Genomic DNA, 24,470 nt, shown 5'->3' on the forward strand with positions numbered 1-24,470 from the left:
GAAACGTATCGACTTGTAGTGCAACAGTAACAGTAGAGGACAACACAGCACCAACAGCAGTTTGTCAAGACACCACAATACAACTAGATGCTTCAGGAAACGGAAGCATCACGACTTCAGATATAGACAATGGATCAAACGATGCCTGTGGAATAGCAAGCTTGTCATTAGACCAAACGAGTTTTGATTGTACTAATATAGGTGCTAACACAGTAACGTTAACAGTAACAGACAATAACGGAAACGTATCGACTTGTAGTGCAACAGTAACAGTAGAAGATAATGTAGCACCAATAGCAATTTGTCAGAATGCAACAGTTGTATTAGATGCTTCAGGAAACGGAAGCATCACGACTTCAGATATTGACAATGGATCAAACGATGCCTGCGGAATAGCAAGTATGTCATTAGACCAAACGAGTTTTGACTGTTCTAATGTAGGAGCCAATACGGTAACGTTAACAGTAACAGACAATAACGGAAACGTATCGACTTGTAGTGCAACAGTAACTGTTCAGGATAACACAGCACCAACAGCAGTTTGTCAGAATGCAACAGTTGTATTAGATGCCTCAGGAAACGGAAGCATCACGACTTCAGATATAGACAATGGATCAAACGATGCCTGTGGAATAGCAAGTATGTCATTAGACCAAACGAGTTTTGACTGTTCTAATATAGGTGCTAACACAGTAACGTTAACAGTAACAGACAATAACGGAAACGTATCGACTTGTAGTGCAACAGTAACTGTTCAGGATAACACAGCACCAACAGTTCCTAATCTACCTGTAATTTCTGCAGAGTGTAGTGTGACAGTCCCTGTTCCTACAGTATCAGATAATTGTTTGGGAACAATTACTGGAACTACATCTGACCCTTTAACCTATACAACTCAAGGATCATTTGCAATAACATGGAATTTTGATGATGGAAATGGAAATTCTATTAATGTTGTACAAAATGTAGTGGTTGATGATGTTACAGACCCAACAGCTATCTGCCAAGATATTACTGTTCAATTAGATGATACAACAGGTTTAGCTACAATTACTAGTACTCAAATTGATAATGGATCTAATGATAATTGCGGAGTAGTTAATTTATCTTTATCGCAAAGTACTTTTGATTGTACCGATATTGGAACAAACATAATAGTATTAACAGTAGACGATGGTAATGGAAACAGTTCTACTTGTTCAGCTTCAGTAACAGTTACGAGTCCAACTATTACAGGTGGAACTTTGATAGGTCATTTGGTTGATGGTAGTGGTGATCCAATTAATACGAATCCAGATTCTAATATCATAGAAGTAACGGCATGCCCTGATGAACCTCAATATGCTTTGTTGAATTTAAGTGGTTACACTGGGACTATTTCTGGTTATGAAGTTTCAACAGATGGTGGACTTAGCTGGAGTTCTCCTTCAAACGATAGTACTAATGCAACATATACTTCACTTGCAATAACCGAGACTACTTTAGTGAGAGCTGTAATTGCTTTTGGTAGTTGTGAGGCGAGATCAAATATTGTTTACTTAGCAGTCATTCCGCCAGATATTCCTCCAACTATCGTAAGCCATAGTGATTTAACAATTTGTTTAGGAAGTGATATAACTGTTGTGGCTCAAAGTGAGTTTGGAATTAATCCTGACTTAACTGAAGGAGGATTATTCAATACATCTAACCTTAATAATTTAGGGTGGTTAGTTGATGGTATGGCTACTTGGGATGCGAGTGGGAATACAGGAAATGATACGTATTGGAAAGGAACTAATGGTCCGAAAAATTTTAACAATAAATGTTATGATTCGCCAGAAGGAAATAAATTTGGAATAGCTAGTGGTATTCCTCCATATGATAGTCCAAATCATACAATAACACCATTAACAACTCTTGAAACACCAATATTTAATACATTAGGATTAACAACTGCTACTTTAGAGTTTGATCAAGCGTATTTTTTAGAGGCTGGAGCATGGGTGAAAATAGAACTTTCATTAAACGATGGTGCAACTTATCCTATTACTTTAGATCCAGGACCTTCTTATAATTATACTGGTCCTAGCAGTACTACTTTTGGAAATGTTGGATTTGGTGGAGGTGGACCTAATGGATGCAATGGAAGACCTCAGACTTATGTCGATAATCATGTTTCTATTGATCTTCAGGATTATATTGGTCTTGTTGGTTTACGAATTAAATTTACCTATCATGGGACAGCTAATAGTGCTTGGGCATTAGAAAATATTACTATTCCACAAGCTCCTATTGATGAAGTTATAGAATGGACAGATGAAAGCGGAGTTGTTGTTACCACAGGATCAACAACAACAATTACTCCTGTTACTCCAGGAGTACAAACCTATGGTGTTACCTCTTTGATTAATGGTTGTCGTTCTGATGGAGACGAGGGAACTGAGTTTATTTCTGTTAACGCAAGTTTAGCTTATGCAGGCGAAGATATAACGCAAATTGTTGCCGAATGTGGAGAGGAAGTGAGTTTAAACGCTTATGATAATACTATAACTGCTGCTGATAATATTGTTAATGGAGTTAATAATCCTGCAATATTTACTTCAGGTACGTATCCAGGAACTGGTGTTGCTGGTGTTTGGTCTGCAGTTTCTATTTCTGGGTGTGGTAGTAGTTATTCTTTTTCAGATATTTCTAGTCCAAGGTCAAAATTTTTCGCTGAACCTGGAACTTATGAATTGACTTGGACAATACCTTCTGTTGGGTGTTCGGATGTTATGTTAGTAACTATTGAAAGTTGTCCTACTGTGGATTTTGATGGAATTGACGACCATGTAACATTTAACAATAATTATAATCTATCAAATCAATTTAGTCTTGAGGTTTGGGTTAAGCCAGAATCTGTAGTGGGTACTCAAGCCATTTTTTCTAAGCGTGATGCAAATGATTTATCTACAGGTTATGATTTAAGACTTAACAACTCTATTGTTCAATTTAACTGGAACGCCTCAGGAACTATTCAATCGTCATACCCAATATCAACAGATAGGTGGTATCATATTGCAGTAACTAACAACAATGGTACATATAGAATGTATATAGATGGAATTGAGGTTAGTACAGGAGTCTCTGGTGCTTCTCCTTCAAGTAATTCAATGAAAAGTTTAGTAGGAGCAATGGATCAAGCAAATAATGCTCCTAATAGACCTGTGAATTATTTTAATGGATGGATAGATGAATTAAGGATATGGAATTCTGCATTAACCGTTGACCAAATTCGTCAAATGATGAATCAGGAAATTGAAGATAATACAGCTGTTATTGGAGCTGTAGTACCACTAGATATTCCTGGTTTAAATTGGACTGATTTAGATGGGTATTATCGTATGGATTCTAATTGTGGGTTCTTAATTCCTTATAAAGGTATTAGAGGTCAACTTATCAATATGGATACAACTCAGCCTAACACAGCTCCTTTACCTTATACATCTAGAGTTGATGGTCAATTATGGTCTACTGATAATACATGGACAGAATTTGATGTTTGGGATGCGCCTAATAGCATTGGTGTTGACGGAGTTACTCCAATCGATTGGAATATAGTTGAAACTTCTCATAATATTGATTCAGGTAACAAGGATATAACAGTGTTAGGTTTATTGTCTTTAGTACCTAATAAAACATTAAATATTACTGACCCAGGAACCTCTCAAGATGAATACAATGATGGTCAGTTTTTAAGAGTAACTCACTACCTTAAATTGGATGGAAATATAGATTTATTTGGTGAGTCTCAGTTGCTTCAAGATGAAGGTAGTATATTGGATGTTACAAGTTCTGGTCAGTTAGAACGTGACCAACAAGGAACAACTAATTTGTATAATTACAACTACTGGACTTCTCCTGTTAGTGAATTAAGTACAACATCTAATAATAATCCGTTTGCAATTAATAGTGTTTTAAGAGATGGAACTAATTCAAATACACCATTAAGTTTGTTATGGACTACAGCTAATGACGCAATAGGAAGCACAACTCCTATTACCTTAAGTAGTAGATGGTTGTATGCTTATGAAAATTACCCTGAAGATACTTATGCTGCTTGGAGAGACTTGTCTGAAAATGATGCCCTATCAACAGGTTTAGCATTTACAATGAAAGGAAGTGGAGCAGGAGACCCAGTAAATGATGTTCAAAATTATGTTTTTGTTGGAAAACCTAATAATGGCACTATCACTACTCCAGTTACTATAGGTAACCAAGCCTTAATAGGAAATCCATACCCTTCAGCAATTGATGCTAATGCCTTTATTTTTGATAATATTCCAGGTGGAAATCCAGGAACATCTCAAAGTATAGATGGAACATTGTATTTCTGGGAACATTATGTTTCTAATTTCACTCATATTTTAGAAGATTATGAAGGCGGTTATGCAACGTATAACCTTACAGGAGGAAATCCTGCAGTATCACCTCCTTTAGTGAGTGGTAGCGGAACACCAACCAAGATACCTGGACGATATATTCCTGTTTCTCAAGGGTTTTTTGTTACAGCAAGTCATTTAGGAGGAACTATTCAATTTAAAAATAGCCAGCGTGTATTTGTTAGAGAAACGTCTGCAAACTCTCAGTTTATAAGATCTAGCAATTCAAATGCTGGTACATCATATCAGGTTGATAGTGATCCAAATCAAGACATTAAACGTGTTAGAATTGAGTTTAAAACTACTGATGGTAATATTCGCCCTTTATTATTAGGATTTGTGCCAAATAATATGGCTACTGATGGTATTGATGTTGCTTATGATGCTGAAAATGCTGATGCGGAGTTTTCAAACGACCTGTTTTGGAGAATAGAAGACAGGAATTTTACAACACAAGGAGTAGGAGATTTTGATATTAATAGTCAATATCCTTTGGCAATGTTTATAAATACCTTTGGTACTTATGAAATATCGTTAAAGGCTTTAGAAAACTTTGAAACAGATATTGATGTATATGTGTATGATGCCTTAATGGGTACTTATTTTGAAATAAATAATGAAGCTTTCCAAATATTACTAGATCCAAATGATTACTTAGGTCGTTTTTATATCACATTTACAACAGAAAGTAGCCTATCAATTGATGATGAAGTTTTTGCCAAAACAATCATTAATTACCTAAACAATACTCAAGAAATTTATATTAAAACACCTGATGTATCTGCTATTAAAAATGTGCAGTTAATAAATATGATAGGTCAAGAAATTCAGAATTGGGATAATATACAAGCATTTGAGTTAAATGGAGCAGTAAGAATTCCTGTGACAAACATTCCAGATGGAAGTTATATTATAAAAGTTAGTTCAGATAAAACAACAAATAGTGTAAAAGCTATTGTGAAAAACAACTGATCATTTTCTGTGGTTTGAATTATCTTGTATAAAGTAAATTGATAGCTTTTTTTTGTAATTTTAAGCATTGTTAAATGCTATATTATGTCTGAAGAAAAGCTAGGATTAAATACCATTTGTACACATGTAGGTGAGATTAAAGACGAACAGTTTAAAGGAGCTGTATCTCCAATCTATATGTCAACATCTTATCAGTTTGAAGATGTGGATGTAAAACGTTATCCTCGTTATTTTAATACGCCTAATCAAGAATTTTTATCCAAAAAAATAGCAGCTTTAGAACATGCTGAAGCAGCTATGATTTTTGGTTCTGGTATGGCAGCTATTAGTACTACACTTTTTGCTTTTTTAAAAGCTGGAGACCATTTGGTAGTTCAAAACACATTGTATGGAGGTACAACAAATTTTATTAGGGAGGAGTTTCCAAAGCATAATATAGAGTACACATTTACAAATGGATTTAATGTGTCTGACTTTGAAAATGCGATAAAACCAAACACAAAACTTATACTTATTGAAACGCCTTCAAACCCTCTATTAACAATTACTGATATAAAAGCTGTTGCAGATTTAGCAAAATCAAAAGGTATTGTAACCTGTATTGACAATACTTTTGCGAGTCCTGTAAATCAAAATCCTATTGATTTAGGAATTGATATTGTAATGCATTCAGCTACTAAATATTTAGGAGGTCATAGTGATATTTTAGCTGGAGCTATTGCAAGTTCTAATGAGCACATTGATACCATTTGGAATGTTGGTAAAAATCTAGGAGGAAGTTTAAGCGATTTTACGGTTTGGATGCTAGAGCGTAGTATCAAAACGCTTGGTCTTAGAGTAAAAGCCCAAAACCGAAATGCTAAAAAAATGGCTAAGTTTTTAGATGCGCATATTGACATTAAAAAAGTGTATTACCCTGGTTTAAAAAGCCATCCGCAATATGAACTAGCTAAATCGCAAATGAAAGGTTTTGGAGGTATGTTGTCTTTTGAATTAGCTGACGGATTAGACGCTAGCCAATTTCAAAAAGCATTAAAATTGATTAAACCTTCAATGAGTTTAGCAGGTGTAGAAAGCACAATGCTATCACCACATAAAACCTCACATGCATTATTAACACAAGAACAACGAGATAGTTTAGGAATAAGTGATAATTTGATACGTTTTTCTGTAGGAATTGAATCTCGAAAAGATTTAATGAATGATATTGAACAGGCTATTCATTCAGTGAAAAAGAGCCAACTAATAAGTTAAAAAAGAAATGAAATTAGATATACTTGCTATAGGAGCGCATCCTGATGATGTAGAGTTGGGTTGTGGCGCAACAATAGCCAAAGAAATTGCCAATGGTAAAACAGTAGGAATTATTGATTTAACTAGAGGTGAATTAGGAACACGAGGTACTGTTGAAACTCGAAAAGAAGAGGCTGAAAACTCAGCTAAAATATTAGGAGTTTCGGTAAGAGAAAACTTAGGATTTGCAGATGGTTTTTTTATAAATGATAAAAAGCATCAATTGGAAGTCATAAAAATGATTCGTAAATATCAACCAGAAGTCGTATTGTGTAACGCTATTGATGACAGACATATAGACCATGGTAAGGGTAGTAAATTGGTTAGTGATGCCTGTTTTTTAAGCGGACTTACAAAAATTGAAACTGAAATAGAAGGGGAACCACAGGAGCAGTGGAGACCTAAACATGTATACCATTACATACAATGGAAAACTATAGAGCCTGATTTTGTGGTTGATGTTTCTGATGTAATTGATATTAAAATGAAATCTGTATTAGCTTATAAAACACAGTTTTATGACCCTAGTAATACAGCACCAAACACACCAATTTCAAGTAAAAACTTTACTGATAGTGTTAAATATAGAGCTAGGGATTTAGGACGGTTAATAGGAGTAGAGTTTGCTGAAGGCTTTACTGTAGAACGCTATGTAGCAGTAAATAGCATATTTGATTTAAAATAATTTAAAAAAACACTTTGTAGAAAATAGTAAATGAATTACATTTGCAATCCAATTTAAAATGGTGGTTGTAGCTCAGTTGGTTAGAGCGCCTGATTGTGGTTCAGGAGGTCGTCGGTTCGAGACCGATCTTCCACCCAAAAATAAAAGCCTTTCAGTATTCTGAAAGGCTTCTTTTGTATAATGCATTTAGGCTTTAATCTTTTTTGGCTTTATCAACAATAAGTCTTTGCTCTCTATTAGCAACTTCCCAAGCAGTATAAAACACTAGGCGAGTTCTGTTTTCTAATAAATCGTATTCAATTTTATCTGGTGTGTCTGTTGGTCTGTGATAATCTTCATGAGTTCCATTATAATAAAAAATAACAGGAATATTGTTTTTAGCAAAGTTATAATGGTCAGACCTGTAGTAAAAACGGTTTGGATCAGTTTCATTATTGTATTTGTAATCTAAATTTATCTTTGTGTAATTATTATTTGCCTTTTGTAAAGCACTATCTAGCTCAGAGCTTAACATATCAGACCCAATTACATAAACATAATTTCTGTCGTCCTTATGAGCTTCATCAACTCGACCAATCATGTCAATATTTAAGTTGGCAACCGTATTTTCTAAAGGAAAAATAGGATCACTGTCAGTATAATATTTTGAACCCAAAAGTCCCTTTTCTTCACCTGTAACGTGTAAAAACAATATAGAACGTTTTGGTCCATAGCCATCATTTACAGCGGTTTTAAATGCCTCAGCAATTTCTAAAATAGCAACTGTGCCAGAGCCATCATCGTCAGCACCATTGTATACTTTTCCATCCTTTATACCCTCGTGGTCTAAGTGAGCAGATATAACAACAATTTCATCAGGTTTTTCAGTTCCTTTAATAAAGGCAACCACGTTTTCTGAATGTACTGGAGTTACTTCACTTTTAATATCAATAGACAAACTAGTATTAATAGTCTTAGCTTGGTCGTCTTCAAGGATATTTTCATAAATGGCTTTAGCTATTGTGCTGTTAACCATAAATTGTGGTAAATCAGAATCATTGTTTATTAATGAGATTCTACCTTTACTTTGCGAATTAGAAACTCGTTTGTAATAAGCTGCATATCTAGGAAAAGTAACGTCGTCTAAAATAATAATAGCTTTCGCACCTTTTTCTGATGCAACATTCTTTTTTGCACTTCTAGCTCTTCGACCTTCAGACCAAGTAGTATTTTCAGTTTTACCTGTGGTAATATAAGTTCCATCTTCGTTTTTAGGTTCACCAGCTTTAATTAATACTACCTTATTTTTAACATCAATATTTTTATAGTCTGAATAATTTTCGGCTTCAATACCATATCCTGCATAAACAATGTCATTTACCGAAAATGATTGCGTTGTTGGGCTTCCTATAGAAAGGAAATCTTCAAGATTAAGTAAGTTTTTATTGTTAAGTTGAATACTTACTTCAGGAGTTTTTCTGGCTTCAAGAGCCACTTCTTGAAAGTAATCATCATCACTTAAAGGAGATGGTATTTCTAAGTTTTTGTATTGTTGTTTTAAGTATTCTACTGCTTTTTTTTGTCCTGGTTCTCCTGTATTTCTACCTTCAAATTCATCAGAAGCATAAATGTAGAGCATTTCTTTAAGTTCTGCAGAGGTAATCGTGTTACCATACTTGGTTGGGTCAGCTGGAGCTTTAGGTTTGGAATCAACTGAGTTTTTTGTTGAGTTACAACTAAATGCTAAAGCGCTTAGAGTAACTCCTAAAATTAATTTTTTCATTAGCTGTTAATTAGTTTGGAGAGAATGTATGTAATTAAAAATTTAGCGATAATACAAAAAGTTATTGGTAACCTTGATTAAAGCTTAAATCTTTAACAGATTTTAACAACAATTTTTAACATTATTTTTTGTCGGCAACTATACGGTTTTTGGAATTGGCTAAATACCAAGCTGTAGTAAAAATAAGTTGTGTTCGTTTTTGAAGTAACGGATAGTTAATTTTGTCTGGAGTGTCAGTTGGTTTATGATAATCTTCATGCTCTCCATTGAAATAAAAAATTACAGGAACACCTTTTAAAGCAAAGTTATAGTGGTCAGACCTATAGTAATAACGGTTGATATCGCTTTCTTTGTTTAATTCATAATCGAGTTCAAGATTTGTGAAAGTATCATTTGCAATTTCAGAGATGTAATGTAGCTCAGTACTTAATCTATCATCGCCAATTACATATATATACTCAGGGTTTTCAATATGTTTTTCATCTACTCGACCAATCATATCTATATTAAGATTGGCAACTGTATTTTTTAATGAAAAAACAGGATGATCAGTATAATAAGTTGAGCCTTTTAACCCAATTTCCTCACCAGTAAGGTGTAAAAACGCAATACTTCGTTTTGGACCAAATCCTTTTTTTTGTGCTATTTTAAAAGCTTGGGCAATTTCCATTAATGCTGCTGTACCAGAAGCGTTATCGTCAGCACCATAATAGATTTGATCTTCTTTTACACCTTCATGATCTAGATGCGCAGAGATAATGATAACTTCGTCAGGGTATTCTGTACCTTTTATATAAGAAATTACATTTTGAGAACTTTTTATGTCATCAGAAAAGAATGATTCTGGAATTTGTTGGTAATAGTTGTTTTCTCCTAAAGGGGAACTTATAGCTTCATTGATATAATAATCTTTAATGTAGTTTGAAGCTTTGTGGTAACCTAACTCTCCTGTTTTCCTTCCTTGAAATTCACTAGAAGACAAATCGTAAACCAGTTTTTTTAACTCGCTAGAGTCAATGGTTTTAGAAATTTCTTTGATTTGTTGTGAGTTCTCAAAAACAATATTGTCTTTAATATCTTGAATTTTTTCGCTATATCTTTTTGTTGCACAAGAACCTACTAAAGATAGTGCTGAAGCAAAAATAAATACCTTCATCTATTAACCTCTTATTTTCAGTCAAATAAACTAAAAAAAAAGGGAATACCGAAGTATTCCCAATGATTTTTAAGCGATGGATTTTTAATCTATTTCAAGACCATCGAGTTCTTCCATATCAATATCATCAATCTCTTCAATGTCAAGATCTTCAAGGATTTCTTTAGAATCTTCAACAGATTCATCTGCACGTTCTTGGAGTTCTTCGGTATCACCAACTTCAACTTCGTTAAATACCGATTTGTAAGTGGTAATTCCTATAGATACAATTGTAAATATAAAAATATACTGAACAACTTTTTTAGATTGGTTTTGTTTTTTTGATAGGTAAAAAATTGCAAGCCCTAAAATAAATGCTACAATAGCAGGGATTAATGCAATGTTTGATAATGGAGTTACAGCTAAAACTACAGCAAGAATAGCTGCAATAAATCCTAGTATTACTAAAAATTTTCTCATTGATGTTTAATTTTTTAAGCCAGAAGCCGATTTTATTTTTAACTCACCACTTCCTACTGCAATTTTAAATTTAGCGTAAACAGGAATTTTATTTTCATCGGCAGTTAACCATAATAAGTTGTCATTAGAACCTTTAAGTACATTACTGTTATTTATAGAAATAGCTAGTTTATAGCATGTTTTTTTACCAATGTTGGTTGAAATAGTTTCAGTTCCTAAATATTTAAAATTAACAACGTTTTCTTTGTTGTCAAACAAAACAGTAAATGATTTAGAGGTTCCTGTTGAGTAGCTAGAAAAATCTAAAGTTCTCAATTTGTATAGAGTAGATACTAAATCGCGCGTGGCACTTCCTATGGATACATTCTTGTTTTCATCCCAAAAAGTTCCATCTTTTCTCTTTTTTCTTTTTAAACTTTTAACAGTACCAGTTTTATGACTGTATTTGTACTGCATAAACTTGTAATAACCACCTTCGTTTATATCTCTTTTGTAAAGATAAGGCGTAAGTGTTTTAGGGCTTACGTAGCTTTCGTATAAGTCTCTAATTTTAAAAAAATTATCCCATTTGCTATATGTGGCAGCAGTACATTTTAGCCTTAGTAATGTAGCTTTAGAGGTTTTTACCTCACTAGTTTCCATAGTTACTTGGGCTAAGTCAGTCATTAAACCTGACATATTATAAGAAGCAGTAAATGTTAATTTTTCTCCAGCGCCAACAGCATTGTTTTGAGAATAGGTGAGTGATGAGATTAAAATAGCGAGTACTAAAATAATTCTTTGCATAGGTTTTAGTTTGATTTCTATAACGAAGATAATAACATTTATTGTGCCAAATGTATTTTTAATTTATAACAATAAAAAAACGCTTCATAAAATTATGAAGCGTTTTAAGCGGAGAAAGAGGTTACCGAACTATATATATTTTAACATTGTTTAACATTTGTCATAATCTTTTAAATACCTTGTTATAACTGACTTTATATAAAAATATATATATTTGAGTTATAATAAGACATAACAAAAATGTTAACTATTCTGTCAGCTATTCTGTCAGCTATTCTGTCAGCTAGTTGTTAAATAAGGGTCTATGAAGCACACTTTTTTTCTCAAAAAGCCAAAGTCTAAAGAAAACACACTTATTTTTTTCTCTTGTTTTTTTAAAAAAGAAGGCAAAAAATTTGTTTACTCAACAGGAGAAGTAATCCATCCAAAGTATTGGAATAAAACCACAAAATTACCTTATCGTTCCGGAAGCAACGCAGCGAATAATGCATCAAGCATTCTAATGCAGCTTAATAGATACACTGAAGAATTTAATAAAATAGTTGAACGATATAAAATATTAGAGCAACCATTATCAAGAAATGAATTGAAGAATGAATTTAATAAGTTATTCAAAAAAGATGCTTTAAATGTTAATAGTTTTTATAATTCTTTAGACCAATTCATATTAGAAAAAAAGAAACTTAAAGAGTGGAAACCTTCAACAGCTAAAAGGTACGAGTATCTCAAAACTCAACTAGAAAAATTTGAAGAGGAAAAAAAATATAAATTATCATTTAACTCTATAACTGAATCTTTTTATACTACATACCTAGATTTTTGTTTTAATGATGAAAAACATTTCTCTAATACTGTGGCCAGAAATGTAGGTTTACTTAAAACGTTTCTTTATTGGGCTTACGATAAGAAAATTACATATAAAGACGATTTTAAAAGTTTTAAATCACCAAAAAAGGTAATCACAAGGCAAGAAGCTTTAACTATTGATCAATTAACAGACATTTTAGAACATAACTGTAGTACTAAAGGTTTAGAAAAGGTTAGGGATGTATTCGTTTTTCAATGCTTTACAGGATTGCGTTACAATGAGCTCTTTAGAATTAATAAGCGAACTATATTTAAAGATTACATCATTATAAAAGAAGAAAAGGATAGCTTAAAAGAAGAAAGGAAAATTCCACTAACTAAGGTCGCGAAATACATTTTAAATAAGTACGACAACAAACTACCATTGATATCCAATCAGAAACAGAATAAATACATCAAGGAGGTGCTTCAGGAAATGGAAAAATATGAACGTGAAGTAGAGTTTACACTGACCAGGAATAAAGAGCAGAAGACAATGTACAAACCATTTTATGAACGTATATCTACACACACTGCGAGAAGGACCTTTGTAACACTAATGCGTAACAACAAAGTGCCTGCTAAAACCATAATGGCGATTACAGGTCATAAAGATATGAAAACCTTTGAGGCTTATTACAGTGTTAATGATGATACAACCAGTATAGCAGTTGAAGACACTTTTAAAGCGGTAGAGTTACCTAAACTTAAAAAGGCTTGATTATGAAAGAGACTAATAAGTTTGAAGGAATATTATTTGAAAAAGTTGAAGGTTTAGAACGTAAATATGCTGGCTTGCTTTATGATTTTAGTGGAAAAGAGCAAATAGCTAAATTTCAATTCTTTAAACAAAATATAAAGTCAGATAATTTACTAATGTTAAATGACTATGTGGTTGATAAGCTTTTGAGTTTTAATGTAATCAAAACTGATCCTGATGCAGATCCGAGTTGGGAAGAAGATTTTAAAAATGATAAATTTCTAAAGAGCCATTTTTTTTACAATAAGTTCTATTGCTTGTCTAATAATTTTTTTGATGAACTATATAATCTTTTAAAATATACAGCTGAAGATGTTGATAGCTTTTTAAATCAAAAAAGCTTAATCGATTATGAGATAGATGCATATTATGATAATCTAAGCAAAGTTGAATTTTTAAAGAATAAACATACGGAGTTGTATCCAAAAGAAAGTGAACACTATTTATATTATACTGAGAAACATATTAGTAAGTCAATCTATAATTATTCAAATAGTTGGTATGATTATGTTAAGGAACAATTGTTTGACTACCCAGATGCCCTATACAATTACTTAGTTTTTGGAAATCTTATGATTCTTCCTTTTTGCTCACTAAGGAAAAAGGATTCTATATTATCAAAATGGAAAGAATGTTATGTAACACAAAGTCTATTAGCATACATTAAAGAAAAAATTACCGAGCTTGAGAGTATTTCTAAACCTGAAGTTTTACATATTAAAGAAATTATAGGTGCAGATGCATGGAAAGAAATCTTTATTAGATTAAAAGAAGCTAAAATAGTAAATGATAATTGTGAAATTATTATCAATAAAAAGGAGATAACTAAATATGGAATTATAACATTTCTAGCATTAAAAACATTTAATACTTACTTACCTCTGGAATTAAAATTTAATCCAGAGAAAAATGAGTTTGGCAATGGGGCAAGACTTGCGGAAATTTTAAGCAAAACTTTTAACGAACCAAAATTTAATAGAGGAAGGATAAGTGAATGGAAAGATAAACTATCTGGAGAGCCTAAAAAAAATAATCATCTATATCATTATTCCTCTTTTCTTAAAGAAATACAAATTTGAGCTCTTTATTAAAAGGACACACGGACATCCTTGTGTCTGTCTTATAAATACTACATTTTAAATAAATTAGGGCATAGTTTAGCGATTAGAAATTTAAAAAATTATCGCTATGACAGATCATGTTATTCAATTAGAGAAAGTTTCAAAAAAAGAATTTTTTGAACGAATAGAAAATATAATTGACGAAAAACTTTCAATATTAATTAAAGTCGATAAAGACGAAAAACTTTCTGTCAAAGAAGTTGCAGAAGAGTTAGGACTTGCTGAGCTAACTATAAGAAATTATATCAAAAAAGGGATTTTACCAGCTGTCAAAATTGGGCGAAGAGTTTTTGTGATAAAAAAAGATTTAGATTCCACTTTACAAGAAGTCAAATCCTTAAAATACCGAAGAGATTAAAAAAGATTAAACCTTGCTGTAGCACCAACATCAGCAAGGTTTATGTATTGTTTCACGTTTATAAAACACTTAGAGATGCAAGATACAGAAAAAAAACCTCGTATTGAAATCCTAGAGCCAATATTAAATTATATTGATGCTAATCAAGTTAAGTTTAACCTGGATATTATCAAGGTTCCAGTTGCTTTTCGTCCTCCTACTAGAACTCTACCAGATATATTTTCTATTAAGCTTGAGAATTTTACAAATTATCAAGTGATTCAAAGAAAAATAAACATAGCTCTAGATGCTGTTAAAGTTCAGGCTCAAAACCGTAAGGACCTCTACCAGGTTATAATGATTTTAAAAACTGCTCAATTTTCAGATAGAATCGGTGAAGTCCCATTAATAAAATTGTATAAGGATTAGTTATGACAGCAAAAACTACAAAACAACTCTTGTTGGAATCTATTATTAAGCCGTTTGAAAGAATTGAAGTTCCTCCTACAGTATTAAGTATTGACGGTGTCAGGTTTGGATCATTGGGGAACTTTTCCTGTTTAACAGGTAAGTCAAAAAGCAGAAAAACCTACTTGTTGTCAATTTTTATTGCTGCTGCATTAGATTCGGAAGAAGAAATATTTCAAAGAATTAGATCTGAAGTTTCAGGTACAAACATACTACACTTTGATACAGAACAAGCTAAGCATGATACACAGAAAGTGTCTAAGAGAATACATCGCTTATTAGAAAGAAAAGAGGAGATTGAGAATTATAAGTGTTATTGCTTGCGTCCACATCTGCCACAGACGCGAATTGCAATAATTGAAGAGGCAATATACAACACTCCAAATTTAAAAATGGTAGTAATTGATGGTATTGCAGATTTAATTGTAGGTTACAATAACGAAGAAAAAGCAACTGAAATAATTAATAAGTTTTTGAAATGGACTTTTGAATTAAACATACATATAATTACAGTTATACACCAAAACAAAGGAGATAATAACGCAAAGGGACATTTAGGGTCGTTTGTATACCAAAAAGCAGAAACGGTTCTTTCTGTTGAAAAAGATGGAAATGTATCAAAAGTTATGACTTCACATAGTCGAGGTGTAGAAATACCACCAATGAGCTTTAGTGTTAATGAGAATGATTTGCCTTTTTTTGTGGATTATATTCCAAGTGTAAACTCAAAGTCAAAACCAACTAATCCTTTTGATATGGATCCAGATGTTCATAAGAATCTGTTGCAAGATGTATTCAAGAATGAAGATGCTATAACATATAGCACCTTAAAGGAAAAAATTAAATTTTTTCTTGGTTCTTACAGTCTTCCGAATGGAGATAGTAAGTGTAAAGAGTTTTTAAGATATTATAAGGAACTCAAATATATAACTCAAGAGAAAAATCAGGGTCCTTATAAATTGAATAAACAATGGTGGGTTGGTTAGTTATATGTATATACATTCAACCAACCAACCCACCTAATAATATGTATCAGAGGTTTACTAGGTTGGTTACTGGGTTAGACTCAACCAACCTATCTATTGATAATCATATTATGGCATCTTGTGGTTGTACAACATCACAAGTAAATAGAGTTGACATTTATTGTTTCTGTAAAGAAAATACAAGAAATCGATTTTGGGGAAGGTAACGATCTGTTTCTTTTTCCTGTGCATGAGCATCATCACTTTAAGATTGAAACGTTTGATGTTGTTTGGACTTGTAACCCTACAACAAAAACTAAGGAGAGATATGATGAGTATTTTTCGTTTTTGATGAAATATTTAAAACAACATTATGATGCTGATAAAATTGAGCTTAAGAAAAAGATTTTTCTTAATTAATGAAGTAGTGCAACAACGTTGTGCAACCACACAATGATATAATGCTCTAATACTAGTAAAATAAGGGTTTTTTGTAATTAAGTTGTGTTTCGGTGTGTAAAGTTGTAGTGCAACAACGCGTGTTTGGTTTAATGAAACTACTTTGAAATGATATGCAAATTTACAAGCTTTATTTGTCTAGTTTTTTGTAGGTTTGTTAAGTCCGTTAGATAAGAGAGACTGCTTTTTGGCTTTGCTTTCATGTAATCTAACGGATTTTTTTCAGTTTATATCTATCTCGGTTTTATGTGGTTGCACAACGTGGTAGTACAACCAAACAATTGTATTGCTCTACAGTACCAGTGAAACTGAGCTTATTATGTTATTTCCCCATTTTTAGTTGTGAAAAGTTGAAGTACGACAAAAACCACTTTGCGTGAGTGTAATAACTTATTATCCTATTTTCACCCTGTTTTTATATATTTGTTCTGTCCGTTAGATAACACAGATTCCTTTTTTGGTCTACTGTTACGTAATCTAGCGGATTTTTATTGTTTTGTATTTAGCGCTTACTTGTATTTGGAATTATGTAAAAGATACTGTGATAGATGATATCTATTAAAAACATGTTAATAATAATTTTTTGCTATATTTGATTTAAATTTAACATGTTATGAGAACCCAAATTTACACTGAAAATCCAGCAGCTTTAAGAGGCTTTTTTAGCTGGTTGAAAAAAACAATAAATAACGTGGTATCTGCTGTTGTAGAAGTTTCCCGTGATCCATTCTTTATTTTAGAAATTGTACACGATGCATTTGATGGAGGTGGTTTTACTTTTGGTATTGGAAACAATAACGGTTCAGCTAATTTGTTTAGAGAATCTGGATACTTTGAACAAGTAGTTTCTTTAAATGAGTATGAAGAAAATATGCTGGACCTATGGGTAGAGCAAAGATTTTTACCATTTTTTAAGCAATATTTTTTAAGATTAAAACAATTTAGCAGTCAAACCCCCACAATAAGTAATTTTACTGATTACTATAATTCTGTGCATGAGTTTTTAGGACTGATTAAATGGTACAGATCATATGTGTTAATAAACGGAGAAAGCGGGCTTACGATGAATGCTTTAAAAGTAAGAAACCAGTTTTTAACTTTCCAGATAAACTTACTAGAAACAGAACTTAACAGCTACATCCAAGAAAAATCAATTTCTGTATCGTCAAGGTTAACATCTAAAACAATAAATACAAACGAGTACATTCAGTTGCAGTTAAACATACCTAATAGTTTGGAAATAGAGGTCTTACAGATAACACAAAACACTATAAGCGATCCAGGAATTAATATAATTAATGAGCCAACACCTAAACCTTCAGATAATACTTCAAGTACATCAGGAATAATTTGGATGCTTGTTGGATTTGGTGCAATGTATTTATTGAGTAATGAAAAAGATAAAGTAAATGAAGAGGAAACTGTAGATTAAAAGATGCACAACAACTTATATAAAATACCCTAGAAAAACTAGGGCATTTTATATTTTATTAAGTGTTACGCTACACACTTATTGAATGCTTGCTTAATAAGGATGAATAGTCATATTTAAACTTTAAATGTTTTAGCCCAGAAATATATTCTTCAGAACTCATTGTCAACTTTTTACTTTTAAGTACTAAAAACTCCAGCTTCAGAGAGGTTTCATTACACTGTTGTTTTGCTTTAAGTTCCTTTTGCTTTTCTTCGAGTAAGTTATTCTCTACCAATTTTGCTTTCTTTTCAGCTTTAGCAAGTCTTACCTTTAATTGTTCGAGTAATTTATCCATTTTCTAAATATTTTAAAATAAATATAAAGATTAAAGTGGTTTTCCACAAACATTAAAATAAGAGCTAAAATGTCATCTGAAAAAGAAAACCCTTGAAAACAGTGGTCTTCAAGGGTTTTAAGCGGAGAAAGAGGGATTCGAACCCCCGGAGGTGTGACCCTCAACAGTTTTCAAGACTGCCGCATTCGACCACTCTGCCATTTCTCCGATTGCGGATGCAAATATAGAACCCTTTTTTATTTCTTTCAAATAAAAACAACAATTTTTTATACTAAATATAATACTATAGAATTAATTTATGGAATGTATATCCTCTAAACCTATGCAAGTGTTAACTTTGCGCAAAAATTTAAAAATAAATAATGGATATAATAAATAGCCTTAAATGGCGATATGCAACAAAAAAATTTGATGCAACTAAAATTATTTCTAACGAAAAGCTAAATATAATTAAAGAAGCATTTAATTTAACAGCAACATCTTTTGGTTTACAAACTATAAGTATGGTTATTGTTTCTGATAAAGAAGTTAGAAATTCTTTAGTAGAGCATTCATACAATCAATTACAAGTAAAAGAAGCTTCACATTTGTTGGTTATATGCATACAAGATAATATTACTGATGAAGATGTTGATAAACATTTTGATAATGTTAGTAATATAAGAAACACACCAGAGCACATTTTAGCACCTTTTAGGTCAGATTTAAAAACCATGATGCAGCGAATGACTGAACATGAAAGACAACAATGGTCAGTTAAACAAGCTTATATTGCTTTAGGTAATTTAATGACTGTTTGTGCTGTTGAAAAGATAGACGCTTGCCCTATGGAAGGTTTTAAAGCTGATAGCTATGATGAAATTTTAAACTTAAAAGATAAAAATTTAAAATCTGTATTGTTACTACCTGTTGGTTATAGAGCAGAAGACGATATGTTTGCTTCGTTTAAGAAAGTTAGAAAGAATGTTAATAATGCTGTTATTGAATATTAATAATATTCGTTAAAAAAGGCTTTGCCTTAATCGCTGAATAATTTATATTTGTTAATCTTATTAATTAATACTTCACTTATGAAAAAGCTTATCGTATTATTCGTTTGCCTAATTAGTTTAAACTTTTACGCACAAGAAAGTCAGTTTAATTGGTTAACAGATTTAAACACAGCTGTTAAAGCTTCAAAAGACCAAAACAAACCAATTTTGTTATTCTTTACTGATACTAATTCAACTGAAAGTCAGAAAATGAATATTGAATTATTCAAATCTCAGGAGTTTAAAGCTATCGCTGATAAAGCAATACTTTTAATTGCTGATAACTCTTCTGAAAACAATATACCTAAGCGATTAATTATTCATTATAATAAAATCAATCAATTTTCATCATTTGTAACTTTAGATTCTACAGGGAAAGCAATTGGTACTCCAACGACTGATTTCAGTACAGAATCATTAAACAGTTATATTTCATTTTTAAATTCGCTTTAAAATTAATACATGCCAGGATTTGAGCTTTTCGGAGATGCAGAACGAAAAGAAGTAAATGACGTTTTAGAGAGTGGTGTTTTAATGCGCTATGGCTTTGATGCTATGCGTAATGGTCACTGGAAAGCAAAAGCGTTAGAACAAGAACTTCAAAGTACATTACAAGTTAAACACGCGCAATTAGTATCTAGCGGAACAGCTGCTGTATCTATAGCATTAGCTTCAGCAGGAATAGGTTCGGGAGATGAAGTTGTCATGCCAACATTTACTTTTGTGGCTAGTTTTGAGGCTATTATGATGTTGGGCGCAATTCCAATTCTAGTAGATATTGATGATACTCTAACTTTAGATCCTGAAGCTGTAAAAGCAGCAATTACCCCAAAAACTAAAGCCATAATGCCTGTGCATATGTGTGGTAGTATGGCAAATTTAGATGAGCTGCAATCCATTTGTAAAACACATAATCTAATATTAATTGAAGATTCTTCGCAAGCTACTGGTGCCACTTATAAAGAAAGACCTTTAGGAAGCATTGGTGATTTAGGTTGTTTATCGTTAGATTATGTAAAAATTATTACTTGTGGTGAAGGAGGAGCTGTATTAACCAACAACGAAAAGTATTATACAAATTCTGATCACTTTTCAGACCATGGTCATGACCATAAAGGAAATGATAGAGGAGCAGAAACTCACCCGTTTTTAGGCTATAATTTTAGAATATCTGAACTTAATGCAGCTGTTGGTTTAGCTCAACTGCGTAGGTTAGATGAATTTGTAACAATTCAAAAGAAAAATTATACAATTATTCGTGAAGCACTTTCTGTAATTCCTGAACTTACATTTAGAACAGTGCCAGAAGGAGGAGAAGAAAGTTATTCGTTTCTTAGTTTTTTCTTACCTGATTTAGAAACCTCAAGAAAAGCAGTAAAAGCTCTAAAAGACACTGGAATTGATGGCTGCTTTCATTACTATGATAATAATTGGCATTTTATTAGAAAGTGGGAACATTTAAAAGATTTAAAAACACTTTATCCGCTTTCTAAAGAAGTAAAGGATGGGTTAAAGTATCTTCAAACTAAAGATTTTTCTAAATCTAATCACTTTATCGGTAGAAATATTTCTTGCTTAATAAAATTATCTTGGACAGAACAAGAGGTTAAAGAGCGTGCTTCTAAAATGGTAAAAGCCATTCAGTCAATTCTTTAAATCCCTATTTTGTTAGGCAATTTCTTCAATGTTACATTTATTGTATACTTTGTTACAATAGTGATACTCCCTTTTTTGCTTTGATTATAGTTTTACAATGCTATTAATTGAAGGAGAAGGGAGATGACAATATACAACACTGTTGTTTCCCTTTTATTTTTAAATACTTCAAGGTTAATCTTCTATATCATTATGAAATGTATAACCTTAACTATCAAAACTTTATTTGTTGTTAATACATGTGCGGTTTCTATAATATATGGACAAGACATTAAACAAGAAAATAAGACAGATGTAAAGTAACATTTAGTTATAGAGCAAAATAAATACTGTTTACAGTTTTTTTAAATAATCGTTTTACAGTCAGTTTTAAGGTAATAGGAGATTTTAGTATAAAGATGTTTTTTGAGCATTTTAAAAACACTCAATTTTGATCAGTTAGACTAATCATGGAAAAGGACCAAATATCAAAACAATTTTATAGTAACCAAAATCAAATTGACGATTCGTCAAGGCGAACATTTTTTAAACAATTGGTACTTGGTAGTATGGGATTTTATCTTTCACCAATGCTCTTGCAAAGTTGTAGTAAAGATGATTTAGGTAAACCTCCTTTTGGCGTGTGGAAAGACATGATTAAAATTTTAGAGCAAAGTCCAGATCATTTTATTGGTAGGCGAAACGCTTTAGTTACTTCTAAAAACCCAGAAGCAATGACCAACTTTGTTAGAGATAGTTTTCAAATTATTCCTTGGCAAAGCGATTTTCTTCACCATTCTGCTAATGGTACTATTTATGGGAAAGAGATGGCTTTACGCTGCGGACTTGCAACACCTCGCGAAAAAGCTGAAATTTTAAAAGACATGCTAGTAGATGCTGGTTATGAGGCTAAAGTAGTTTTAGAAGAAACCGAAATAACCTTAGATGAAGCAAAGGCAATAGTTTATCAAAAATTAACTCCAGAATTTGCGCCACCAATTACCAATAAAAAAATGCGCAAGTGGCAAAAAATGATGGGAGTAACCAATAAAGAGGAAACTCACAAACAAATACTAGATATTGTCGAAAGTTCCGAAACACTAGCTAATAATCTTTTAAACAATATTGATAAAAAATATATTAGAGATAGAACGGTTAATTTCAGGTTTCATAAAGCCTATGTGCCTTCGGTTGTTTTTTATGAAGAAGGAGTTGAAAAATATGCGCATGTGTTTGACCCAAAAGTACCTTTTGGTAATTTACATCCTACTAACAAAAAAAAGACCTTTAATAAAGCAGGCGAATATAAAGTCCCAAAAGATGAAGATGTTACTATTACACTGTCTTGTAGAAACGCCTTAGACCATTGGAGTGAAACTGAGCTGTTAACAGGAACTTGGAAGCTTTCTGAATTATTAGGGAATCAGTTGCAGGTTCAGTTTCTCAATAATATGAGTTTTGAAGAACAGTCAGTAAAATCTATTTCTGAAATTACTTCTTTCACTCCTTGTTTTGCACTTCAAGATATTAATAAGGATGCTACTTATCTAGAGGAGCGTACAGTTTTAGGAGAACCAATAACCTTAGAAGCTGTAAAAATATTTGAAAATTATAATCCTGATAGTTTGCCTAATAATGAAGAGCCTTCAGCTATAAAAAAAGTACACTCTTTTGAAGGAACAGTTTTTCCACAGGCATTTCCAAAAGTACGATTGGAGCTAAGCCCTAAAGATGCTCAAGGAAATATTATTGAAGGTATATCAATAGGCAATTTTGAAATTACTGATAATGGACAAACTGTTTCAGGTTGGATGAATCAAAATGTGCTTTCACCCAAAATTTTATTGTTATATGATACGTCTGCAAGTATGCCTGGTGAATATGCAGGTGATAATATAAAACTGTTTTTACAGAATACCGAAGCAGCAATCAAAAAAACCTATCCAAAAGCAAAAGTAATACTTCAGCAAACGGGTTCAAACATTTATACAGCATTACTCAAATCAAAACAGTTGGATGTAGATGTAATTCTTTATGCAACTGATGGCGATAATAATGATGCATTTGATGCGTCATATACACCAATTTATGAGGCTGGTCCACCTGCTATTTTTCTTAATGTAAAACCCCAAGGTACAGTATATAAACATTTGAGAGAAAATATGGACTTTATTGAGATTGCTGCAGATGATCAAGAGCTTACCATTACTGAGATTACTAAAATTATTGATGGTTTAAAGTTTCCTACTTATGTAATAACATATTCTGCTTTTGCTGAAAAAGACGCACATAATGTAGAAGTTAAGCTAAAAGATACAACACATAAAGTCAATTTAAACTATAAGTTTCCAGAACCTAGTGACCATCTTTTAGGTAATCGTATGGTTGGACTTTATCTCACCATAAAACGATTAGGAAAAAATCCTATTAAACGTGTGTTAGCAGGTTATGAGCCTCATAACGATTTTTATGCTAATCCAACCCAACTCACCCGAAAAATGATAGATGAAGTGCACGAAATGCTTCTTGGAGGTGCAGTTATGGCTTTTGAACGAGAAGCACCAACACTTTCTATTCAGCTAACGGAGTATTTACAAGCATTAATGAGTAATCAAAACTGGTTTGAAGCTTATCAAGAAGGCAATATTAAAACAGCGGTTGAAGAAATAGCTAAAGGTGGTTTTAGTTATCCTTCTCTATTATTAAGTATGTTGCAGCCTATTCAAAATAATGTAACAGAGCAAGCCATAACCTATCCAAACGGATTTAGATCTTGTATTGTTAAATTTTCTCCAGGATTTTATAATAAGGAAACCAAGACTTCTTTCGATTTTTTACCAACTTCAGAATATCAAACTGTAAGTAGAAGTGGAACTGGAAATTTTGAGGAAACCTTAAAGAAAACAGCTCAATTAGCAATTTTAGAAGGTTACGTGTTTGAAGATAGTGCCTATTCTCAACTCAAAGAAAAACCCTTACTACTAAATAAAGCAATGGGACGAGATGAACGTTTCAGTTCGCAAGCTCTTGGAAGCGATTATCATTATTATGGAAAACAAATATTTGGAGGAGGTATTTTAAAACTTTTTGATACATCCTTACAAGTAAAATCATTTTGGAAAATAGATCCAATTAAAGGTGAACTCTATGGCATTTTACCAAACCAAACAGGTGGAGGCTCAAGAACCACTTACCAACAATTGATGGAGCTAGATAAGGTTATAGAAGGTTATAAAGAAGTCTTATCTGCCATGAATTTTGGTCTTACTGTTACTGGGCTTGGAAATTTACCATTAGGTCTTGTAGCAGCTTATAGCTTAACCCTAGTCAAATTATATGCACTAGCATCTCAAGCTTTAATATTGATGAACACAACAGGAATGGATGAAGATTTAACTATTGCACTCCAAGCTTTAGCCTGCGATTTATATAAGGAAATACTATATGATTCTTTTTATGGAGTAGGTACAGCTGCCAGCACCATAGAAAACCTAATTGGTGCTATGGGAGGAATTGACGGAGAAGATTTCTCATTCTTTAAATGCTAAATATTTAATACAATATAA

At 32.2% G+C, this 24,470-nt stretch carries 19 protein-coding genes and 2 tRNA genes; 15 read left to right on the forward strand and 6 right to left on the reverse strand.

The window, feature by feature from the left end; genetic code table 11:
• From ABD011_RS15295 to ABD011_RS15310, 4 genes are all read left to right on the forward strand, one after another.
• On the forward strand, positions 1–5,372 hold a 5,372-nt coding region (locus ABD011_RS15295; RefSeq protein WP_343799668.1), incomplete at its 5' end, for a LamG-like jellyroll fold domain-containing protein.
• An 84-nt stretch (positions 5,373–5,456) separates the two neighbouring features.
• The gene (locus tag ABD011_RS15300) at positions 5,457–6,626 is read left to right on the forward strand and encodes a trans-sulfuration enzyme family protein (protein ID WP_343799670.1); all 1,170 of its coding nucleotides are present in this window, start codon (positions 5,457–5,459) and stop codon (positions 6,624–6,626) included.
• 7 nt (positions 6,627–6,633) lie between these two features.
• The gene (gene bshB1, locus ABD011_RS15305; RefSeq protein ID WP_343799672.1) at positions 6,634–7,350 is read left to right on the forward strand and encodes a bacillithiol biosynthesis deacetylase BshB1; all 717 of its coding nucleotides are present in this window, start codon (positions 6,634–6,636) and stop codon (positions 7,348–7,350) included.
• A 60-nt stretch (positions 7,351–7,410) separates the two neighbouring features.
• Positions 7,411–7,486, forward strand: a tRNA-His gene (locus tag ABD011_RS15310).
• Between the two features lie 57 nt (positions 7,487–7,543).
• On the opposite strand, the gene ABD011_RS15315 is transcribed toward ABD011_RS15310, so the two are convergent.
• From ABD011_RS15315 to ABD011_RS15330, 4 genes are all read right to left on the reverse strand, one after another.
• Positions 7,544–9,112 carry a M28 family peptidase gene (locus ABD011_RS15315; RefSeq protein WP_343799674.1) on the reverse strand — a complete coding sequence of 523 codons (1,569 nt, stop codon included), beginning with the start codon at positions 9,110–9,112 and terminating at the stop codon, positions 7,544–7,546.
• A 121-nt stretch (positions 9,113–9,233) separates the two neighbouring features.
• On the reverse strand, positions 9,234–10,268 hold the full coding sequence (locus tag ABD011_RS15320; RefSeq protein ID WP_343799676.1) for a M28 family metallopeptidase: 1,035 nt from the start codon (positions 10,266–10,268) through the stop codon (positions 9,234–9,236).
• 84 nt (positions 10,269–10,352) lie between these two features.
• Positions 10,353–10,727: an SNF7 family protein gene (locus tag ABD011_RS15325; RefSeq protein ID WP_343799678.1), complete on the reverse strand. Its 375-nt coding sequence runs from the start codon at positions 10,725–10,727 to the stop codon at positions 10,353–10,355.
• Positions 10,728–10,733: 6 nt separating this feature from the next.
• Positions 10,734–11,513 carry a DUF3108 domain-containing protein gene (locus ABD011_RS15330; RefSeq protein ID WP_129761743.1) on the reverse strand — a complete coding sequence of 260 codons (780 nt, stop codon included), beginning with the start codon at positions 11,511–11,513 and terminating at the stop codon, positions 10,734–10,736.
• A 304-nt stretch (positions 11,514–11,817) separates the two neighbouring features.
• Between ABD011_RS15330 and ABD011_RS15335 the strand changes: the two genes are divergently transcribed.
• From ABD011_RS15335 to ABD011_RS15365, 7 genes are all read left to right on the forward strand, one after another.
• Positions 11,818–13,080, forward strand: a complete 1,263-nt coding sequence (locus ABD011_RS15335; protein WP_343799680.1) for a tyrosine-type recombinase/integrase — start codon at positions 11,818–11,820, stop codon at positions 13,078–13,080.
• Between the two features lie 2 nt (positions 13,081–13,082).
• A complete protein-coding gene (locus tag ABD011_RS15340; RefSeq protein ID WP_343799682.1) occupies positions 13,083–14,198 on the forward strand; it encodes a hypothetical protein in 1,116 nt (371 codons plus the stop codon).
• A 109-nt stretch (positions 14,199–14,307) separates the two neighbouring features.
• Positions 14,308–14,598: a helix-turn-helix domain-containing protein gene (locus ABD011_RS15345; RefSeq protein ID WP_343799684.1), complete on the forward strand. Its 291-nt coding sequence runs from the start codon at positions 14,308–14,310 to the stop codon at positions 14,596–14,598.
• 75 nt (positions 14,599–14,673) lie between these two features.
• The gene (locus ABD011_RS15350; protein WP_343799686.1) at positions 14,674–15,006 is read left to right on the forward strand and encodes a hypothetical protein; all 333 of its coding nucleotides are present in this window, start codon (positions 14,674–14,676) and stop codon (positions 15,004–15,006) included.
• Positions 15,007–15,008: 2 nt separating this feature from the next.
• Positions 15,009–16,031, forward strand: a complete 1,023-nt coding sequence (locus ABD011_RS15355) for an AAA family ATPase (RefSeq protein WP_343799688.1) — start codon at positions 15,009–15,011, stop codon at positions 16,029–16,031.
• Between the two features lie 150 nt (positions 16,032–16,181).
• Positions 16,182–16,430 (forward strand): hypothetical protein, encoded by a 249-nt coding sequence (locus ABD011_RS15360; protein ID WP_343799690.1) that lies wholly within the window; start codon positions 16,182–16,184, stop codon positions 16,428–16,430.
• A 652-nt stretch (positions 16,431–17,082) separates the two neighbouring features.
• Positions 17,083–17,901: a hypothetical protein gene (locus tag ABD011_RS15365; RefSeq protein WP_343799692.1), complete on the forward strand. Its 819-nt coding sequence runs from the start codon at positions 17,083–17,085 to the stop codon at positions 17,899–17,901.
• A 70-nt stretch (positions 17,902–17,971) separates the two neighbouring features.
• Here the strand turns inward: ABD011_RS15365 and ABD011_RS15370 are convergent, their stop codons facing one another.
• Complete coding sequence (locus ABD011_RS15370; RefSeq protein WP_343799694.1) at positions 17,972–18,238, reverse strand: hypothetical protein; 267 nt, start codon at positions 18,236–18,238, stop codon at positions 17,972–17,974.
• A gap of 122 nt (positions 18,239–18,360) precedes the next feature.
• Positions 18,361–18,445 (reverse strand) — tRNA-Ser (locus ABD011_RS15375).
• Between the two features lie 155 nt (positions 18,446–18,600).
• Here ABD011_RS15375 and ABD011_RS15380 point away from each other — a divergent pair.
• The 4 genes from ABD011_RS15380 (at position 18,601) to ABD011_RS15395 (ending at position 24,452) form a co-directional block, all read left to right on the forward strand.
• Positions 18,601–19,230: an NAD(P)H-dependent oxidoreductase gene (locus tag ABD011_RS15380; RefSeq protein WP_343799696.1), complete on the forward strand. Its 630-nt coding sequence runs from the start codon at positions 18,601–18,603 to the stop codon at positions 19,228–19,230.
• Between the two features lie 78 nt (positions 19,231–19,308).
• Positions 19,309–19,722: a thioredoxin family protein gene (locus tag ABD011_RS15385; protein WP_131509012.1), complete on the forward strand. Its 414-nt coding sequence runs from the start codon at positions 19,309–19,311 to the stop codon at positions 19,720–19,722.
• A gap of 9 nt (positions 19,723–19,731) precedes the next feature.
• Complete coding sequence (locus ABD011_RS15390) at positions 19,732–20,925, forward strand: DegT/DnrJ/EryC1/StrS family aminotransferase (protein ID WP_343799699.1); 1,194 nt, start codon at positions 19,732–19,734, stop codon at positions 20,923–20,925.
• Positions 20,926–21,374: 449 nt separating this feature from the next.
• Positions 21,375–24,452: a hypothetical protein gene (locus ABD011_RS15395; protein ID WP_343799701.1), complete on the forward strand. Its 3,078-nt coding sequence runs from the start codon at positions 21,375–21,377 to the stop codon at positions 24,450–24,452.
• Positions 24,453–24,470 lie beyond the last annotated feature (18 nt).

This window comes from Gaetbulibacter jejuensis (assembly GCF_039524015.1).
GTDB lineage: Bacteria > Bacteroidota > Bacteroidia > Flavobacteriales > Flavobacteriaceae > Gaetbulibacter_B > Gaetbulibacter_B jejuensis.

Coding starts and splice junctions, on each gene's coding strand:
- ABD011_RS15300 (WP_343799670.1), top strand. CDS start 5,457: ATGTCTGAAGAAAAGCTAGGATTAAATACCATTTGTACACATGTAGGT.
- bshB1 (WP_343799672.1), top strand. CDS start 6,634: ATGAAATTAGATATACTTGCTATAGGAGCGCATCCTGATGATGTAGAG.
- ABD011_RS15315 (WP_343799674.1), bottom strand. CDS start 9,112: ATGAAAAAATTAATTTTAGGAGTTACTCTAAGCGCTTTAGCATTTAGT.
- ABD011_RS15320 (WP_343799676.1), bottom strand. CDS start 10,268: ATGAAGGTATTTATTTTTGCTTCAGCACTATCTTTAGTAGGTTCTTGT.
- ABD011_RS15325 (WP_343799678.1), bottom strand. CDS start 10,727: ATGAGAAAATTTTTAGTAATACTAGGATTTATTGCAGCTATTCTTGCT.
- ABD011_RS15330 (WP_129761743.1), bottom strand. CDS start 11,513: ATGCAAAGAATTATTTTAGTACTCGCTATTTTAATCTCATCACTCACC.
- ABD011_RS15335 (WP_343799680.1), top strand. CDS start 11,818: ATGAAGCACACTTTTTTTCTCAAAAAGCCAAAGTCTAAAGAAAACACA.
- ABD011_RS15340 (WP_343799682.1), top strand. CDS start 13,083: ATGAAAGAGACTAATAAGTTTGAAGGAATATTATTTGAAAAAGTTGAA.
- ABD011_RS15345 (WP_343799684.1), top strand. CDS start 14,308: ATGACAGATCATGTTATTCAATTAGAGAAAGTTTCAAAAAAAGAATTT.
- ABD011_RS15350 (WP_343799686.1), top strand. CDS start 14,674: ATGCAAGATACAGAAAAAAAACCTCGTATTGAAATCCTAGAGCCAATA.
- ABD011_RS15355 (WP_343799688.1), top strand. CDS start 15,009: ATGACAGCAAAAACTACAAAACAACTCTTGTTGGAATCTATTATTAAG.
- ABD011_RS15365 (WP_343799692.1), top strand. CDS start 17,083: ATGAGAACCCAAATTTACACTGAAAATCCAGCAGCTTTAAGAGGCTTT.
- ABD011_RS15370 (WP_343799694.1), bottom strand. CDS start 18,238: ATGGATAAATTACTCGAACAATTAAAGGTAAGACTTGCTAAAGCTGAA.
- ABD011_RS15380 (WP_343799696.1), top strand. CDS start 18,601: ATGGATATAATAAATAGCCTTAAATGGCGATATGCAACAAAAAAATTT.
- ABD011_RS15385 (WP_131509012.1), top strand. CDS start 19,309: ATGAAAAAGCTTATCGTATTATTCGTTTGCCTAATTAGTTTAAACTTT.
- ABD011_RS15390 (WP_343799699.1), top strand. CDS start 19,732: ATGCCAGGATTTGAGCTTTTCGGAGATGCAGAACGAAAAGAAGTAAAT.
- ABD011_RS15395 (WP_343799701.1), top strand. CDS start 21,375: ATGGAAAAGGACCAAATATCAAAACAATTTTATAGTAACCAAAATCAA.